Raw genomic sequence first — 17,594 nt, forward strand, 5'->3', positions numbered from 1 at the left:
GCACGAGTGCCGTCAGGAGGGGCTACCCAACCCATCATCAACGTCGATCGGATCAGAAGCCTGGTCGTGTACTTCCACTTGTTTTCAGATGCTCTAGGCTAGAAGAGCGTAGCTAGCGATTATCTGAACAGGAACGAGTCTCGATGGGTCGAACGGAACCAAGAATAGCTGTCATCATCTGCTCACTGGGACGCCCGGAGCTTATTCGGAGCCTCATCCCTCACTTGATGGCGCAGACATTGCCAGCCAACGAAATCATTCTCTCCGTCCCGAGCGCCGATGACGTTCCCTCGGACATCGACTGGTCCGCGCAGCCCGTACCGACCCGAGTCCTCCAAACGCCGAAGGGACTGTGCATTCAGAGAAACCATGCGCTCGACGTCGCGCTTCCCGAGAACGACATCATCGTCTTCTTTGACGACGACTTCTTCCCCAGCCGCTACGCTCTCGAAGGCATAGCCAACGCCTTCGAGGCGTTTCCCGAGATTGCCGGGCTGACCGGGCGCCTGCTTGCCGATGGCATCCAGAGCAGCGGCATCTCTCCGGCCGAAGCGGCGCGTATGGTCGCCGAATGGGACGAAACCCAGAGCGGCGCCGTCACGGAGCCGAAAACCTTCATGGCCGACGGGGTCGGGCTCTATGGCTGCAACATGGCCATGCGCAGCAGTCGTATCGGGGACAAGAGATTCGACGAACGGCTTCCCCTCTATGGCTGGCAAGAGGACGTGGATTTCGCGAGCCGCCTCGAAGGTCGCAAGATCAAGTGCGATGCGCTGGTGGGCGTGCATTGCGGCGTCAAGGTGGGCCGGGAGCGCAATGGCGGCCCGCTGGGCTACAGCCAGGTCGCCAATCCCTATTACCTGATCCGCAAGGGCTCCATGCCCTTGTCGTTCGGCCTGCGGCTCGGTGTGCGAAACATCCTGTCCAACCACGCACGCGCTTTCCGCCCCGAGCCATGGGTTGATCGTCGCGGTCGAGCCAAAGGCAACTGGCTCGCGCTGATCGACATCCTGCGGGGCCGATCGGCACCCGAGAGAATATTGCAGCTTTCTCGCAAGCGGTAGGGGCCATTCCGCGAACCGGAACTGCCGCATCCCTGCGCCCCCGCGGTCCAGCCGGCCACGGGGGCGCGGCCCCGTTCAAAGGAAGATGTCGCCGTTCATCGCCTCGTAATCGGCACGAGAAAACGCCTGCAGGAAGATCCGACCACCATCTTCGATCTCTACGACCGTGCTGCGATCGCGGTTGCCACGGAACTCGATATCGTAATCCGCGCCGCGAAGGTCGATGCGATCCTCTCTGGAAAAATCGTGGATGATATCGTCCCCGTTGTTCAAGACGTCGAGCACGAAAACATCCGCGTACTTCTCGCCGTTTCGACCCATATCGGCCCGGAACCAATCGTCGCCCGCTCCGAGCATCATGGTGTCGCGGCCCAGATCCCCGAAAACCCGATCATTGCCTGCTCCGGCATCGAGCCAATCGTCTCCGCCCCGGCCTCGTAGAGTGTCCTTGCCGTCTCCCCCGAACACAAAATCATCCCCCTTTCCGGCAGAGACGAAGTCATTGCGTCCCGGGCGAGAATCCTGTCGTCTTCGGCCGTGCCTGACAGCCTGTCATTGGCCTTGCTGCCGAAGACTTCCGTCATCTCGGGAATCTCCGGAGCCACGGGCATGAGTTCCACGGCATAGGGCTCTGACTTCACCTCGACTTCATTGCCGTTGATGTTGTCGCTGTTGACGTGGAGGACCCGCAGATCTTCGTCGCTGCGCCCGGCATCATGCTCGAACAGCCTGATATGTCTGGTCGTGAGATCGCCCTTGGCGTTGCCGTTGTCTTCCACGACGAAATCCACGGTGTCACCCTTTTCAAGGTCGATCCCCCGAAGCGTCAGCTCGCCCATGTCGCGCGTGACGAGCCGATCGATCTCGGTTCCGTTCAGGCGCACGGAAACGGCAATGCCGTCGGCGCTCGCCTTGGCGACGCTGTAGCTCGCGACGATGTCGACCGGGCCGCTCTGCTCGGCGACATAGCGGTCGACCGGATTGCGATCGTCGCGCGAATTGCGGCTGAAATCAGCGCCCAGCACCTCGACCTGATCCATGCGGAAAGGCCGCGCCCAACCGGAGCCGAGAAAGGGATTCCAGATCTCGTTCGACCGCTCCTGCCCGCCCATGATTTCAAGCGTTTCCATGACCGCGCCGCGCCCGTTGACCTTCTCCAGAAGCTGGGACCAGCCGCCCGCACCCGATTGCTGCAGGTCGAACTCGAGGAAGCTGTCGGCGATCGCGCCATGGCCTTGAATGGTGACGTCCTGCCCCTCGACGAAGATCACTTGGCCATCGAGGAATTTTGGCTGCTCGATCACTTGCCCATAGACGTCGCGGACCGAGATGCCGTTGCCGGTCAAGGTCAGAGCCTGGGGCGCACCCCAAACGGCGCTGACACCTTCGCCAAGGTCATAGACCCGCAGCGTCCCGTCGGTCTCGACCCGCTGGATCGGTCCTCCGTCCCCGACGAGCGTCTGGAGATGCTTATAGGCGGTCGCGACGCTGTTGGTGACACCCACTTTATCGTAGAGTCCCATTTCGGCATGGGACGAGCCATCCTCGTCATAAAGAGCGTACCACGCGGCTGAATCCACCCCGTGGCTTGCCAATTCGGCGGTCATCTTCACGAGGTAGTTCGCGTCGGCCCCCTCAGGCCCGACCAAGGAGGACTGGCCGAATTCGGTGACCATGAGCGATGGCCGCTCGGAGGCCGGCAGTTTGTCGAGAACGCTGTTGAGAACATCCAGAGCCTCGCCCGCCGCTTCGGGAGTGAGACCGTAAGGGTGGAAGCTCAGCGTATCCATGTATTTGAAGGCGCCTGCATCGATCAGGTGCTGCACGAAGCCGGTCGGCACCGAGTGCAGGCCGCCGCCGATGATCTCCACATCCGGATGAGCGGCTCCGATCTTGTCGGAAACGCCCTTCAGGAGGCGCGTGAACAGCTCCGCCTTGAAAGGCAGGTTGTCGGTGGCCGCTTCTCCTGACACGAAGGCCGATGATTTCCCGTTGTACTCGTTGCCGATCTCGATCTTCTTGAGATCGGGAAAACGGTCGAGCACGGCCAGTACGTAGTTGGCAAAACCCTCGATGGCCTCGTCGCTGGCTGCCCATTTGCCGTGTTGGTAATTCGGATTGCCCTGCGGCAACAGTGTCAGGATCGGATCGCCGCCCTTGGCGAGAACCCAGTCGAGATAATTGCTGCGCTGATCGCTGAAATCGTACTGCCCCGCCTTGTTTTCGACCCGGTGCCAGTTCAGCCCGCCGCGGACGAAGCTCGCGGCCACCGTGTCGAGGTCGGCGCGCGCCGTTGCTCCATAGGGGCCGCCTTGTCCATAATGGGTGGCCACGCCGAGATTGAAGCCCGTCGTCGAATGCGCCGTCATGATCATGTTCCTGCCTTCTTATGTAAGGCTAGGAACTAGAGGCCGAATATGGCCAACCCGCGCGAAAGGTCGGACCAAATCAAGAAATGTTCCGTGCAACTGGTGCCAAATTTTCGTGTTCTCGAGTGATGGCTCCTCGGAACTGTATCTGTCAGACCGGTCCCTGAATTCATGACTGACCAGTTCTGAAAAGTGCGTCGTCTCATCACTTGCCAGACTTCTCCGCATGCCAGGCCATCTCGGAACGGAACCAGACCGATGGCGAACCGCGCTTGCACGGCGCTGCATGGTAGGTGGGCCAGTTCGTCGTGCGATAGCGGGTCGAGGGAGGAGGCTTCGACACCCCAATGAGCCGACAGTCAGGGCCCCGCTCGGAAAATCCCCCTCACCGAGAGGCGCGGCAACGTCGCACAAATGCCGCCAAGAGGGGTTACCCAACCCATCGTCAACGCCCCTCGCCCAGCCCTTTTCAGATCGAGGTGGACAAATCGATCGCCTGCAGCAGCGGCCCGATGAGCTTGTCCGCCCCGAACCCATTGAGGTGCCCATGATCGAAATACAGGGGCATGACGCCATCGGTAGCCCTGCAAAAGCCGTCCGAGCACAGTGTTTGACTGGGTCGAAAGATGCTGACACCGAGCTTTCGTTCGAGGGTGGAGAGCATCCTGATCGAAGGGGCCGCCTGCGCGCCATGTTCCGCTTCGGCAATTCCCACCGGATCATTGGGAAGGCCGCGCAATGCTTGGGCGTTCAACTTATGCGGAATGTTCGACCTCATCCCGGGGATCTGCCCACTGAGCACGACCTCCTTTCCTGCTTCGAGATAGGCTTCGATCTCGGTCTGGATGATCTTCTCCATCCCGCGAGCCCGCTCTGCTCCACCACCGAACCAGTTGTTCTCATCACAAAACTTTCCGCATCCCAGATGCGCCTGCCAGTTCACGAAAAACACCACCGTCGAGATGTTCTCCGAGGCAAGGATATGCGCCTTCGCAGCCTCAAGAAACATGTCGCAGGCGCGCGGTTCGTCATATGCGGCGAAAGGCAGGCAGCCATTCCACAGAAACCCCTGTACCGCGTAATCACGGCCTTCCATCTGTTTTGTCGTGCGCCAGAAAATCTCTTTTCCATGACTGTCGCCGACAAAGGCGACTAGAGATTTGTCGTTGTCGCCAAAAACGCAGAAGCTCTCGAAGTCCTGCGGCAAGGTGTTGCCGCAGCTGTCACGGTAAGGACTGATGCTTTGCTGACCGATCGCGGCCAACCGGCGCTGTTCATCGAGCCGACCCGGAAAACCATCCGCAAGATGAACGGTCAGTCCCGCAGCGACCATGGCCGCAAGTCCGGCCCCGCCGCCGATCAGGATCGTCCGCCGCCCAATACGATCACTGCTGCGAAACGGTGCCTCTACGAATGCCCAGCTTGCCCATGCCAGAAGAAGCGTGATCCCGATCAGCACGCACCATCCGACCACGGAAATCTCGATGAAGTAGAACCGAGACATGACGAACAGAGGTTGATGCCAAAGATAGGCGCTATAGCTGATCAATCCGATCCCGATCAGCGCCTTCATGGTCAAGAAGCGGTAGACCATCGTGCCCGGCATCGCGAACAGGATGATCGCGCAGGTGCCTACGACCGGTAGCAGGGTGGCGGTGCCGGGATTAGGGGTGGTCTCCTCAAGCAGCATATAGGCCAGAAGTATCGCAACGAGACCGGCCAGGGAAAACAGATCAGCCATCAGGCGCCGGACGTGGTCCGCCGGCGCAGCGGGTCTGATGAAGACCAGCAAGGCACCCGCCAGAAGCTCCCATGCGCGACCGGCGGGCAGGAAGAACGCTTCGGTCGGCGCGGTCTTCGAACCGTGCAGTCCGACCGAGAAACTTGTGAGGGCAAGGGCGGCCAGGACCCATTTGAGATTTCCGGGGCTGAACTTTGCCATCGTCAGGAGGAGGACGGGAAACACCAGATAGAATTGCTCTTCGACGCTGAGTGACCATGTGTGCAGGAATGGCTTGAACGCGCTGACCGACGCGAAATAATCGCTTTCGCTCGCGAAGAACACGTTCGACAGGAAAACTCCGCTCGCGACGACACTCTGTCCGAAATCCCGGAATTCCTTCGGCAACATTATCATCCATGCCAGCACGAACGTCACTGCGGTCACGACGAACAGCGTGGGAAGGATGCGTCTCGCTCGCCGCTCGTAGAATGACATGATGGAAACATGGCCCGTCTTCGAAAATTCCCGCAGCAGGATCGTGGTGATGAGATATCCGCTGATGACGAAGAAGACATCGACCCCCAGAAACCCACCGCTCACCGCGGTGAAACCGGCATGGGTCAGCAAAACGGGTATGACCGCGACAGCGCGAAGCCCATCGATCTCCGGCCTGTATTCCGTTCGCACGACCGGTAGCGCGGCGTTGTTGCCGCTCCCGCTGGTACCAAAAGATTGCGAACCCTCGTCGGCCACAAATGCCACTGCGCTATCCATTCATGAAAGTTGAGCGAATAAAGGCGAATCTGGCAAAAGCTGCCTGTTAGACAGGTGGCAGCTCATGGTTAATTTGGTGTTAATGCGTCATTACTCCGACCATCGGATATCTGATGTTGTCCTGACGCCGGAGGCTTATCGAAATGTGGCCGCCGCAAGCAGACCGCAAATTGCGACAGCCGAGGATGCTTTGGAAGAAACCTCATGCGTCGCATTGCATCGAATTTCGGTATTTTGCGGGATTTTTGGGCGCTGTGCGACGAACGATCACACGATCGTCGCGGTCACGACGATTTCTATTCGGGGGGAATCTGGCACTTGCGACCCGTGATCGGCAGCCGGATCGTTTCAGCCATTTTCAGAAGCGGATCAGAATTCGCGCAGAGATATCCATACATCGACCGAAATCGGGGGCGCCCGTTTCCTCGCATGCTGAGCTCGCAGCCACGCCGCCCCTCGTCGAGTGGCGACAGGTCGCACGACCGCGGCCACCGGGTATAGCGGCGAACCTGCGGCGTGTCTCCTGCTCAGAACCCGCGAGGATATCAGCCTTCGGGTGTGTCACGCGAGACTTGGACCTGCACGGTATCACCGGGCTGCAACGCCGTCGTAGCTGCTACGTCGCGTCGCGCTTCGCCGGTGCGCCCGTCGATCAAGGTGTAATCCACCTCGAAGACGCCTTCGTCCAGAAGCGTGGAAAGGTTGCCATCGGCAAGCAAAAGGCTCTGGCTCTCGGCCGTGCCGTACCGGACGCGCAATTCATTCAGCTGCTCTCGAGAGGCACGCAGTGCGAGGAGAGCTTCTTCGGTGCTGTTGCGAAGAAATCCGTCACGGCCACGCTTGGCCGCGGAAATCCCGCGTTCGATACCGGTCAGCGCGGCCTCCAGCTCGAGGGTGCGCGCCTGCGCGTCCCCGGCAAGCTGTTCGGCCCGGTTGAGCGAGTTCGTGGTGGCCAGGCCGCGATCCGCGAGGGATTGCGCGTTGGACAACTCCGCCTGCAGCGATTCCACGATCTGGTCCTGAAGCTGCATGCGCTCCTGCAGCAGTTCCTGCTGACGCAGCAATCCCTCGATTTCCTCGTTCCAGCCCTGGACGAGTTCGATCTTGCGGGCGCGGGAGTTGTCGAGGATCGCCTGTTGATCGGCGACCATCGTTGCCAGTGCCGCGTCGTCGGTGACCGGCACCGACTGGCGCAGGGCCTCGCTTGGAACCACCGTATCGGTCGTCTCGTCGATTTCCGCTTCGAGGCGGGCGATCCGCGCGACCGTCGCCATGATATCAAGCCGCAGCGTCAGAAGTTCGCCATCGATCTGGTTTTGCGCGCGCGCGACATCGAGACGTTCGGCGCCCCTCACCTTCGAGATACCGCCCGACAGTCCCGCGGCCGACTCCACCGTCAGCTGCGGCAGATAATCGTAGCGCCCCGGTGTCGCCACGTCGCCCGTGATGAGGATGGGGGCATAGCTGCCGACCGCGATGTCCACATCGGGCGCGACGAAGATCCCGGAAGCCGCGACCGCCGCTTCGATCGCGCCTCGGCCGCATCCAGAGTCATCCCGGCGACGGGCACGCCGCCCGCGCTACGGACCCGCACTGTCCCGTCGGGACCGATACGGGCCAAACGGGGTTCATCCGAGGCGGAGAGCGACATCATCAACTCGTCACCCGGCGTCAGCAGGTAATTTTCGGCGTCCACCGCCGTCCCCACGAACAGGGACAGGGTGACGAGTGCGAGGGCGTCACGAATTGTAGGCATAAGACTGCTCCGCCGCGTATTGGATGCTTTCCTCGCGCAGATCGGTCATCGTCAGGACCAGCCCCACGGGTTCGATCTGCATGTCGCGCAGACGCTTGAGCGCGTCGCGCAACGCCGGAGCCGACGTCGCCCGGTGACGCACCACGACGAGAACGGCCTGCGCCTCGCTGCAATAGGTCAGCGTTTCCGACACCGACAGAAGCGGCGGCGCGTCGATGATCACCCGGTCATAGGTCTCGCCCAGCACGTCGAGAAGATCGCGCAGCGCGGAGGGGGTGATCTCCTGATGCGACTGCCGGTTCGGAGCGATGTTCGTCAGCAGGTCGAAATCGAGCCCCGGCAGGGGACAGATCGCCGACTGGATATCGCACTCCCCGCGCAGATAGGCGTCGAGATCATAGCTTCCGGTCAGGCCAAGTTCACGCTGAAGAGGCGAGCGCCGCGTATCGAGATCGAGCAGGATGGTCCTCTTGCCGCTGCGCGCCTCGGAAAGCGCGAGGGCGAGCGCGGTGCTCGTCTTGCCCTCGCTCGACAGTGCGGAGGTGACGATCACGCTGCGCGGCGCGCGCTCTCCGCGCGGCCCCCCCAGAACGGCGCGAAGCTGCCGCACCCGTTCGGCGAAGACATGATAGGGGTCCTTCACCAGATCCTGCAGCATCCGGCTGCGGCTGCGCCAACGGCCTGCGGGCAGCGACGCCAGCACCCTTACGCCTGTCGCGTGCTCGACCTCGTGAGCGAGGCCGAAGCCGCGCCGCATGAAGGCGGAAAGGAATGCGAGGACGAGGCCGATCGAAAAGCCGATGATCCCGCCGAACACCGTGAATAGCTTGGGGCGCGGTGCAGAGGCACCGGCCGGGACGACGGCCCGCTCCACGAGCCGGGCGTCCGGGTTCTGGAACTGCTCGGCGGTCCGGGTCTCGTTGAAGCGCGACAGCGCCTCCTCATAGGTCTTGCGCGCGGACTCGGCCTCACGCTCGAGTTGACGCAGATCGGTCGAGGCCCGGGACACGGCGGCATGCCGGGCTTCGAGCGTGGCAAGGCTGCTGCGAAGCACGGCCTCGCGGGCCTGTGCCACGGCGACGTCGTTCCGCAGGCCCGAGACGATCGACCTGACCTCATTGACAAGGCTGGTCTCGGTCAGCTCGATCGAGGCCGCGATGCGCTGCCGTTCGGGATATTCCGGTCCGAACTGCGAGGCCAGATCCAGATCCTGTCTTTCGAGATTCGACAGCTCCTGCCGCAGGGACAGCACGAATGGCGACGTCACCAATTCCGCCGCCGCGGTCATGCCCCCGTCTTCCATCACCCGCTCGATCTGATTGTAGCGCGCGGTCGCCGACGCGGTATCAGCCTGCGCCACCGCGAGCTGGGTGTTGAGCTGAAGCTGCTGCTGCGAAATCGCCTCGAGCGAAACGCCGTCCTCATCGAGCTGCGTCACACGCATTTCCTCGACCCGCGCCTCTGCCGTCTCGAGTTGCTCGCGCAGTTCGGCCGTACGTTCGCCGAGCCATGTCGCCGCGGCGCGTGCGGTCTCGCTGCGTTCGCGGACCGATCGGTCGATGTATTGCGAGGCGATCCGGTTGGCGATGAGCGCGGCGAGTTCGGGCGATTCCATCTCGACCGAGATCATGATCACGTAGGAATCCCCCGCGCGCCAGACGCGGATGCTGCTGCGGATCTTTGCGACCAGTCGGCGCAGCCGCTGGTCCTGTGCGGACATGGCCTCGATCGCAGGAACCGGCTCCGGCGCATCGGCCCACGTCAACCCGATGGTCTGTGCGAGGCCGTCGATGCCGTTCTTGATCCTCGCCCCCAGCCCGTCGCCCGCATCGGGTGCCGCGCTGACCGGGTCCAGCGGCGCGAGCACTTCCGGCTCGAAGCTGTTGATCACGTCCTCGATCAGCAGGTTCGACCTGAGCACGGCGACCGCGGACTCCATCAAGCCGTCATTCAGGTCGGGATCGGAAATCACCGCCTCGTCGGACATGACCCTGATCGAGCGAGGGTCGAGCATCAGGCTGCTTTGCGCGGTATAGAGCGGCGTCTGGCGCGACACGGCCGCAAGGGCGAGCGCGGCCCCCAGCAAGGCGCAAATCACCACGATCCACTTGCGTCGCCACAGGGATCGGAACAGCATCGACAGATCGATGCCTTCATCGCCGCCCTGGCTGCCATTGGTTGCGTTCATTGCCGGCACTACGGGTCGCGCAGTTGTCAAATTCCGTTCCACTTCCCGTCCAAGAAGACCATCATTGTCCGGAGACATCCCTCTGCGCACCCGCCGGGGCGACCATGGCGTGTCGCATGCCGCGCTGCAACATGAAAGGGGGCGTTCCGGTGGCTTCGGACGTGGCAACAGTCTGTCTCCCGACCGAACTCAGTCCGAATGCCAGCCCTGCCATGGCGAAGAAGAACGAATCCAGATTGGGGGTCGGTTGGCTCAACATCGCCGACAGCAGCTGCGCCACGCAGCCGTATTTGAATGCGCGCGCCAGATGCGCGCGCTCATCGCGGTCGGGATCGCTGCCTCGGGTCCGCATCAGGAAGAACTTCGCCAGAAAGGCAAGGAGCAGCAAGGTGCCGATGATCCCGGTGCTGGCGAGACAGGCGAAAAGCCAGCTCGAGGCGCGCATCGACCCAAGACCGGTCCCGAGATAGTTGGTATCGATCATGTTCTGGATCGCCTGCGTGTTCCAGCTCATCCGCTCCTGACCCGAATCGGTCGCCATCTTGTCGAGCAGCGACCGGTCGACGAAGGACTGGAAACCGGGCAGCATCTCGTAGGAGAGGTACAGCCCGTAGATCACCAGCGGGACCAATCCAAGGAAGGTGACGAGCAGGGTCGCGCCACGCCGCGTGATCAGCTGGCCGAGGCTGCCGGTCATGTTGAAGAAGGCGAAGATCCCGCAGAACGCGAGGGTCGCGACATAGGTCGAGGAGGACGTGCTGCGCAGCACGACGAAGATGCTTATCAAGAGCATCAGCGGCACCAGACGCCCGCCGCTGCGGGTGCTGAACCAGTAGCTGATCCAGAACCCCATCACGCCGATGGAATAATATCCGAGGCCGACGCTTCCGGAAACCCGCCGACCATCCGCTTCATGCCGGCCATGTGGTGGCCGATCGCCATGGAGTAGTTGGCGGTGCGGAACGTATCCATCAATGCCTCCAACCCCGCCGCATAGCTCAGGATGTCGAACAGGCCGAGCGCGACATTAACCGTCGTCGCCACGACCATCAGCTTGAGCACATGCGCGGGGTCGGGCCTGCGCCGGATCAGCGCCGCGGTGACCGAAAAGATCATCAACCCCAGGATCAGGCGATACATCTGCGACAGGTTGCCGTTGCCCGGACCCAACGGGGTCAGCGCGATCCCGTCATCATTGGCGCCCCGCCCGATCCCGAAAACAAGCGAGTCTCCCGCGAAGATCCGCGGCAGGAACGCAGAGGCCACGGCGGCATACACGAGGAACAACAGCAGATAACCGCCCGGCGTCCCCGGCAGGAACGGTCGCAAGAGCGATGAGGTTGGCGCGTCGCGTCCCAGAAGCACGAGCCCGAACAGCCCCGCCACCGTGACATCGATCACCGTGATCGAGGTCCCCCCCAGCGCCGGCAGGTTGATGGCGGCCATGGCCCCCATCGGCGTCACGGCGAAGAAGAACAGCAATCCACGATACGGCCCCCGGGCGAGGATGAAGGCCAGAACAGCGAAAGCATGAAGGTACTCGAAACGATCTGCATCGTGCTTTTCGCCGTCCATTAATCAAAAGAGCTGGGTAGCGCCTCAATTTGACCCCGGCCACCTGTAACAGTTCCTCGCGATACGTCATAGAGAGCCCGGACGGCAATGTGACGAGTATGAAGCCTTGAGCGATTCCATTATGACGCCCCCTCCCCAACGGCGCGGACGAAAGATCGCGCTTGCCGCTTTCGCGCTCTCGGCACGCGGTCTCGAACAGATCACGATGCTGGTCGTGATGCTGCTCGCGGCGCGGTTCATGCTGCCGGCGGATTACGGCATCTACAGCATCGCCGTGATCTGCGTCACGCTGATCCAGACGCTGACCTATACCGGGTTCTACCATTTCATCATCACCTCGCCCGCCGAGGACCGCTCGGTGCTCAACACCAGCTTCTGGTTGCTGTTCGGGCTCGGCGCCGGGGGCGCGTTGCTGCTCGTCGCCGCGGCTTGGCCGCTCGCCATCGTGTTCGAGGCGTCCGAACTGGCCTGGGTGCTGATCCTGCTCGCTCTGGCGCAGCCGATCGCCTCCATCGAGGCCTGGTGCGCGGCGGTGCTGCTGCGACGACAGGCCGTGAACCGGCACTTTCTGGTGATGTTTACCCAGAACGTCGTCGGACTGGTGGTGGGCGTCGCCCTTTTGTGGTCATGGCAATCGATCTACGCCCTCGTCGCGTTTCGCTATGCCAAGCTGCTGGTCAGCACGACCCTCTATCTCGTGTCGATGCGTGAAAGGCCGAGCTTCACTCTGGACCGGGGTCTGGCACGGACCGCGATGTCGTTCTCGGGCGGTCTGTATGGCGCGCGCATCATGACCTTCGCGGCGCGATACGGCGCCGATCTCGTGCTGGGCGTGATGTTCTCGACCACCGAGACCGGCCTGTACCGCTTTGGCAACCGGGTCGCGTCGGGTGCCACGGACGTCGTGGCCCAACCGATGCGCAGCTTTGCGCAGACCCAGTTCGGGGCCGCGGGCCGCGCCGGGCTCTCCTTCGAGAACCAGCTCGCGCGCTTCGCGGGGACCGTGACCGTCCTGACCGGAGGCATCGCGGCGGTGATCCTCGTCTTTGCGGCCGATCTCGTCGCCTTGATGTTCCAGCCCGCCTACCTCGCGGCGATGACCGTGACCTACGCCCTCGCAGCGCGGGCCGTGCTGGCCATCGGGCCGTTCCTTCTCGAACCGGCTGCGGCGGCCATGGGTCGCACCGGCATCGTCATGCGGTTCAACATGTTCGGCGCCGTCGTCTCGATCGCCGCGGTCTTCGCCGCAGCACCCTTCGGCCTTGCCGCGCTGGCATGGGCGCAGGCGGGCACGAGCGCCCTGCTCAGCCTCGGTTCGGTCTATGTCCTCGCCCGGATGGGCAACCTGAAGGTCTGGCCCGCGATGCGAAGCTTTGCGGTGGCACTGATCCTCGTCTTGGCCTATGCGCTCGTGCTTTATGCCACGCGCGAGGCGCTTCACGCCCGGATCGACGACCCGACCATCGCCCTCGTGGCCGGTCTCGCAAGCGCCGTGATCCTCGGCCTTGGCGCCATGGCCGTCGCAGCGCGGTTGCGGGTGTTCCAACTCGCAGCCTTCTCGGGATAAGGCGCCCCGCCCGCTCGATGTGATGACAGTTTCAGAAGGTTCATATCCAGTATGAAATATTCCGCCGATCAAAAGCTCTTCTTCGTGCATATCCCGAAATGCGCGGGCCTCTCCATCTACCGTGGTCTCGATGCCATCGCCGAGTTTCCGTGGGCCAGCTTCGCGCGCGACAACAAGGAGGCCGAAGCCGCTCTGCGGGACAGGGTCACGCCGTTCGGCTACACCCATGCCGAGCTGGGCGAGATCCATCAGGCCCATATTCCCCTTGCCATTCTGGCCCGAGACTTCCCTGAAACCTTCGCCCTGCTCGAACACAGCACCTCGTTCGCGGTGCTACGCGATCCACGCGACCGTTTCATCTCGGCGCTGCGTCAGCACCTGCGCGAGTTCGAGAATGTCGGCGCCCTGAGCATCACCGACGACATGCTGCGCGACGCCGCGGCCCGGATCTGCGACTGGCTCGAGGCCCATGAAGAGTTCGCCGACCTGCGATACATCCATTTCGCGCGGCAGACGGACTACCTGATGCTCGATGGTCGGCAGGTCGTGGACGAGCTTTTCGCGCTCGAACAACTTCCGCAGCTCGAGGACTGGCTGCATCGAACCTATGGCGTGCCGCGCTTTCTGGAGCAATCGACCAACCAGAGCCGCCAGCCCAAACGTTGGTTTCGTCATGTGCAGCCCGCGGTCCGCGCGCTGTCGCGCAGCGCCCTGCCGCGGCCCCTGCGTGCCGCCCTGCGGCCCTTGTGGCTCAAAAGCGGCGTCTACGAATCCGCATCCCAGAACTATGGCGACATAGATCTCGGCACGGCGACCGAAGCGTTCATCGCCAAGCGCTATGCCGAAGATGCCCGGCTGCACGCCGCGACGCTTCGCCGCGCGTCCACAGCGGCCTGAGCGGTATCTGTCATGTGGGATGTCGATTTCTCTCTCGCCCTGCGCAACCGGACGGGCAAATACTACATCGGCCGCGACGTGGTGCTCGACAACGCCGATCTCATCGCCGGGCTCCGCTATGGCCGGGTGCGGCACAGCGGCACGACGCCGCTCAAGGTGCCCACCGGCGCGCTCCGGAAATTCGTCGAGAAGGCGTCCGACGCCGAGATGGCCGCGATCAAGCGCTGGCCGTCACTGCCGCTGGGGGTGCGCAGCCGCAACCCCGTGCTGCATCTCGATCCCTATACGGTTCTGCTCTACCGGCAGGACCCGCGCGACATGGTGCTGTGCCATGACATGGGTCCGCTCACCCATCCCGAGCTTTTCGACCCTCAGGTCACGCGGCTCTACGACGAAGCCTACCGGCGCATTTCCGAGACACAGCCGAGCATGGTCTTCGTCAGCCGCGCCTCGCGCGATGCCTATGTCGACCTGTTCGGCCCGCTGCCGCGCATGGAGGTGATCTATCCGCCGCTGCGTCCCGATCTCACCGAGGCCGAGACGGCGCCGGTCGAGGGGCTGACCGCACCTTTCCTGCTGACCGTGGGGTCGATCGGGCGGCGCAAGAATCAAGCGGCGACGATCCGGGCCTTCGCGCGATCGGGTCTGGCGGCGCAAGGCGTGCAATACGTGCTGTGCGGCTCTCGCGAGCCCGGTGCCGAGGAAGTGGCCGAACTCGCCGAAACCACGGAGGGCGTCCGGCTTCTGTCCTATGTCACCGATGCGCAGCTGGCATGGCTCTACAAGGCCGCCGCGGGCTTTGTCCTCGTGAGCCGCCTCGAAGGGTTCGGCGTCCCCGTCGCCGAAGCGATCGCGGCCGGACTGGTGCCGCTGGTCGCGCGCGACAGCGTGCTCGAAGAAGTCGCCGGTGCGGGGGCCTTGCGCGCGGACCCGTTGAACGAGGCCGACATCGCCGAGGGGCTGCGCAAACTGGTGAGCCTCGATCCCGAGGAGCGCGCGACGCGAGAGGCCGACCTCGCCCGTTCCATCGAGCGGTTTACCCCGGCGGCGTTCCGCGACGGTTGGCGCGCCGCGCTGACCCGCGAATCGCAACCGGCCGCCACGAAGGAATTCATCGAATGAAGCGCATTACGATCAACGGCAAATTTCTCGGCGCCTCGCTGAACGGCGTGCACCGAACCGCCGCCCATTATGCGACCGAGCTGCTGAAGGCGGATCGGACCCGCATCGTCGCACCGCGACCGCATGATCCGGACCCGGAGTTTCCCACTCTCGTCCCCGAGGCCCTGCCCGGACGCTTCGGAGCGGGTCAAGGTTGGGAAATGCTGTCGCTGCCGCGCATCGCCAAGGGCGATCTGCTGGTGAACTTCTGCAATCTCGGACCGATCCTGCATCGCAACTCCATTGTCATGATCCACGATGCGCAGACGTTTCTGCACCCGCAGGACTATTCGGGGCGCCAGGCCACCGCTTACCGATCGCTGCTGCCTTGGATCGCACGCGGCGCCCGGCGAATCCTGACGGTGTCCGAGTTTTCGAAGGGCTCGCTCGTCGCGCATGGGATCGGCAAGGCCGACAAGATCGACGTGATCCACAATGGCACCGATCACCTGCAATCCACGGCGGCGGACGCTTCCGTGCTGGCCCGGCACGACCTGACCGCCGGAGGCTACGTGCTCGCCCTGGGATCGGCCAAGGCCTACAAGAACATGCGCGTGCTGTTCGACGCCTTTCGCGATCGGCGTCCCGAAGACCCTCCGCTTGTCGTGGCCGGCGGACCGCCCGCCGCGCGCTACGTCGCTGCCGGCTGGACCCCGCCGCCGGGCACGATCTTCACCGGTTTCGTATCCGATGCCGAGTTGCGCGCGCTTTATGAAAACGCCGCCTGCTTCGCGTTCTCGTCGCTGACCGAGGGGTTCGGGCTGCCTCCCGTGGAGGCCATGTGGTCCGACACCCCGGTGATTTCGGCCCGTGCCGGCGCGATGCCCGAGGTCTGTGCGGATGCGGCGCGCTATGTCCCGCCACAGGATGCGGCCGCTTGGCGCGACGCCATAAGGGGCCTGCTGGCCGATCCGGCGGCACAAGCCGAAATGAAGGCAAAGGGACGCGCGAGGGCGGCGGAGCTCACATGGGCCCGTGCCGGTGAACGGCTGCGCGAGCTCGTGCTCCCCTTGGCCTGATGCGCCTTGGCTCACGAACCCATGGAACCGTCAGGCCGAAAAGCAAAAAGGAGCCCCTCGGGGCTCCTTTTCGTTTGGATGGTACCATGGCTCACATGATGAGCGGATCGGCGTCCATGATCTGCTGCATCTGGTTGTCGCTCAGCGAGTCGGACGCGCCCGGCGACATCTGACCGGTGCTGAAGTCGATCGTCGCAACGTGGTCATCGGTGAGCTCGAAGTTCTTGAAGACCACGGTGGTCTCACCGTAGATCAGCTTCGAGTGGCCGTTGCTCGCGTTGTAGATGATCTCGTACGAACCGCCATCGATCAGGACAACCTTGTCGTCGCCGAACTTGTTGAAGTCCCAAACGATGTCGTTGCCATCACGCTGGTCGAAGATGAAGGCGTCATCGTCGGACATGCCATCGGGCAGCGGGCCGGCGTTCGGACGACCGCCGAACAGCTCGTCATTGCCCGAGTTGCCGGCGATGATGTCGTCGCCCCAACCACCGAAGACGCGGTCGTCGCCGCCGCCACCGAACACGGCGTCATTGCCTTCGCCGCCACGAACGCGGTCGTTGCCGTTGTCGCCGTTGACATAGTCGTTGCCGTTCTGGCCACGAACGATGTCTTTGCCGATGCCGCCATAGACCGTGTCGTCGCCGTTGCCGGCGTCAATGGTGTCGGAGCCGTAGCCTGCGGTGAACTGGTCGGCGCCCGAGGTGCCGATGACGAAGTTGTCTTGACCAATGTTGGTCGAGTTCAGTTGGTTCGATTGGATAGCCATGGGAGTTACATCCTTAAAAAACACGACTTTGGTTCGAAAATGGCAGCTCACCTTCAAGCTCGATGCACATCCGGCGGGGCGCCCATCCGCTCACAGTCTGATGGAGATCGGCAGGATTCCGCTCCGGTAGATGTGGCATATTGCAGGGACCCCTTTCAACAAAATTTTGCCGCATTTACGCCGTGATGCCTTAATGTTGATCGACCTTGGGGCGAACAGGGCGCTTACAGAGATGCGGCTGATGTCAGAGGGTTACAGGTGATAGGCTCGGCGGTGCGGTTCGCTTTGTGAACTCGGGCATGTAACGGCCAATTTCCGCCTTAGTTCCACCTAACTTACGGCATTTCCGCGCCATTCCCCTACGTAATCCGCGTCAACCGGCTATCGAATCACTCCTTCTGGCGTCTGGTTAAATATTTTCGGTGGGTTGACACGGCATGAGACGCCGCTCCGCCCCGTTGGCAGCGAAATTCCGCCACAATGCCTTCATCTCGCCCTCATTGTCGCCGAGGCACTCGCGAAGGCGTCCGAATCTCATCTTCTTCTGGGCCCATCTGGCAAGCCAGCCGCCGCGCCTGAGTTCGCTTCGGTTACAAATGAGACGGCTGAGATCGCTTGGGGAACAAGTTTCGCTGGAGACCTCTGTCACCGTGTCCGGCAAAGCATCATCCCGATAGCCAATGACCTGAGCTATCCAGCACGGGGCCCATCATATGGACATGATACAACGAC

14 protein-coding genes are annotated in these 17,594 nt (G+C 62.8%); 5 read left to right on the plus strand and 9 right to left on the minus strand.

What is annotated here, in order from left to right:
• Nucleotides 1–143 precede the first annotated feature (143 nt).
• Nucleotides 144–1,064, plus strand: coding sequence for a glycosyltransferase family 2 protein (locus MBELCI_RS09965; RefSeq protein WP_045319983.1), 921 nt, complete (start codon nucleotides 144–146; stop codon nucleotides 1,062–1,064).
• 75 nt (nucleotides 1,065–1,139) lie between these two features.
• Here MBELCI_RS09965 and MBELCI_RS09970 read toward each other — a convergent pair whose 3' ends face one another.
• The 8 genes from MBELCI_RS09970 to MBELCI_RS10000 all read right to left on the minus strand — a co-directional run bounded on the left by MBELCI_RS09970 (nucleotide 1,140) and on the right by MBELCI_RS10000 (nucleotide 11,356).
• Nucleotides 1,140–1,532 (minus strand): calcium-binding protein, encoded by a 393-nt coding sequence (locus MBELCI_RS09970; RefSeq protein ID WP_110546450.1) that lies wholly within the window; start codon nucleotides 1,530–1,532, stop codon nucleotides 1,140–1,142.
• Nucleotides 1,421–3,334: a hypothetical protein gene (locus MBELCI_RS09975; protein WP_131505531.1), complete on the minus strand. Its 1,914-nt coding sequence runs from the start codon at nucleotides 3,332–3,334 to the stop codon at nucleotides 1,421–1,423. Before MBELCI_RS09975 ends, MBELCI_RS09970 begins: the two co-directional genes overlap by 112 nt.
• A 568-nt stretch (nucleotides 3,335–3,902) precedes the next feature.
• On the minus strand, nucleotides 3,903–5,918 hold the full coding sequence (locus MBELCI_RS19315) for an acyltransferase family protein (RefSeq protein WP_021694067.1): 2,016 nt from the start codon (nucleotides 5,916–5,918) through the stop codon (nucleotides 3,903–3,905).
• Nucleotides 5,919–6,475: 557 nt separating this feature from the next.
• Nucleotides 6,476–7,414, minus strand: a complete 939-nt coding sequence (locus MBELCI_RS09985; protein WP_021694068.1) for a coiled-coil domain-containing protein — start codon at nucleotides 7,412–7,414, stop codon at nucleotides 6,476–6,478.
• Nucleotides 7,327–7,686, minus strand: a complete 360-nt coding sequence (locus MBELCI_RS22570) for a polysaccharide biosynthesis/export family protein (RefSeq protein ID WP_110546458.1) — start codon at nucleotides 7,684–7,686, stop codon at nucleotides 7,327–7,329. The genes MBELCI_RS09985 and MBELCI_RS22570 overlap by 88 nt, the downstream gene beginning before the upstream one ends.
• The gene (locus tag MBELCI_RS09990; RefSeq protein WP_045319984.1) at nucleotides 7,670–9,874 is read right to left on the minus strand and encodes a GumC family protein; all 2,205 of its coding nucleotides are present in this window, start codon (nucleotides 9,872–9,874) and stop codon (nucleotides 7,670–7,672) included. Before MBELCI_RS09990 ends, MBELCI_RS22570 begins: the two co-directional genes overlap by 17 nt.
• Before the next feature lie 61 nt (nucleotides 9,875–9,935).
• The gene (locus MBELCI_RS09995; RefSeq protein ID WP_021694070.1) at nucleotides 9,936–10,727 is read right to left on the minus strand and encodes a hypothetical protein; all 792 of its coding nucleotides are present in this window, start codon (nucleotides 10,725–10,727) and stop codon (nucleotides 9,936–9,938) included.
• Complete coding sequence (locus tag MBELCI_RS10000) at nucleotides 10,727–11,356, minus strand: hypothetical protein (RefSeq protein ID WP_158497378.1); 630 nt, start codon at nucleotides 11,354–11,356, stop codon at nucleotides 10,727–10,729. Before MBELCI_RS10000 ends, MBELCI_RS09995 begins: the two co-directional genes overlap by 1 nt.
• 199 nt (nucleotides 11,357–11,555) lie before the next feature.
• Between MBELCI_RS10000 and MBELCI_RS10005 the strand changes: the two genes are divergently transcribed.
• Genes MBELCI_RS10005 through MBELCI_RS10020 form a run of 4 tightly spaced genes read left to right on the plus strand, consistent with a single transcriptional unit; the run spans nucleotide 11,556 to nucleotide 16,093 of the window.
• Nucleotides 11,556–13,016 (plus strand): oligosaccharide flippase family protein, encoded by a 1,461-nt coding sequence (locus MBELCI_RS10005; RefSeq protein ID WP_235047612.1) that lies wholly within the window; start codon nucleotides 11,556–11,558, stop codon nucleotides 13,014–13,016.
• A gap of 51 nt (nucleotides 13,017–13,067) precedes the next feature.
• Nucleotides 13,068–13,913, plus strand: coding sequence for a sulfotransferase family 2 domain-containing protein (locus MBELCI_RS10010; RefSeq protein ID WP_021694073.1), 846 nt, complete (start codon nucleotides 13,068–13,070; stop codon nucleotides 13,911–13,913).
• A gap of 12 nt (nucleotides 13,914–13,925) precedes the next feature.
• Nucleotides 13,926–15,035 carry a glycosyltransferase family 4 protein gene (locus tag MBELCI_RS10015; RefSeq protein ID WP_021694074.1) on the plus strand — a complete coding sequence of 370 codons (1,110 nt, stop codon included), beginning with the start codon at nucleotides 13,926–13,928 and terminating at the stop codon, nucleotides 15,033–15,035.
• On the plus strand, nucleotides 15,032–16,093 hold the full coding sequence (locus MBELCI_RS10020) for a glycosyltransferase family 4 protein (RefSeq protein WP_021694075.1): 1,062 nt from the start codon (nucleotides 15,032–15,034) through the stop codon (nucleotides 16,091–16,093). Before MBELCI_RS10015 ends, MBELCI_RS10020 begins: the two co-directional genes overlap by 4 nt.
• Before the next feature lie 91 nt (nucleotides 16,094–16,184).
• Here the strand turns inward: MBELCI_RS10020 and MBELCI_RS19320 are convergent, their stop codons facing one another.
• Nucleotides 16,185–16,913, minus strand: coding sequence for a calcium-binding protein (locus tag MBELCI_RS19320; RefSeq protein WP_158497379.1), 729 nt, complete (start codon nucleotides 16,911–16,913; stop codon nucleotides 16,185–16,187).
• Nucleotides 16,914–17,594 lie beyond the last annotated feature (681 nt).

Source organism: Limimaricola cinnabarinus LL-001 (assembly GCF_000466965.1).
GTDB classification, from domain to species: domain Bacteria; phylum Pseudomonadota; class Alphaproteobacteria; order Rhodobacterales; family Rhodobacteraceae; genus Limimaricola; species Limimaricola cinnabarinus.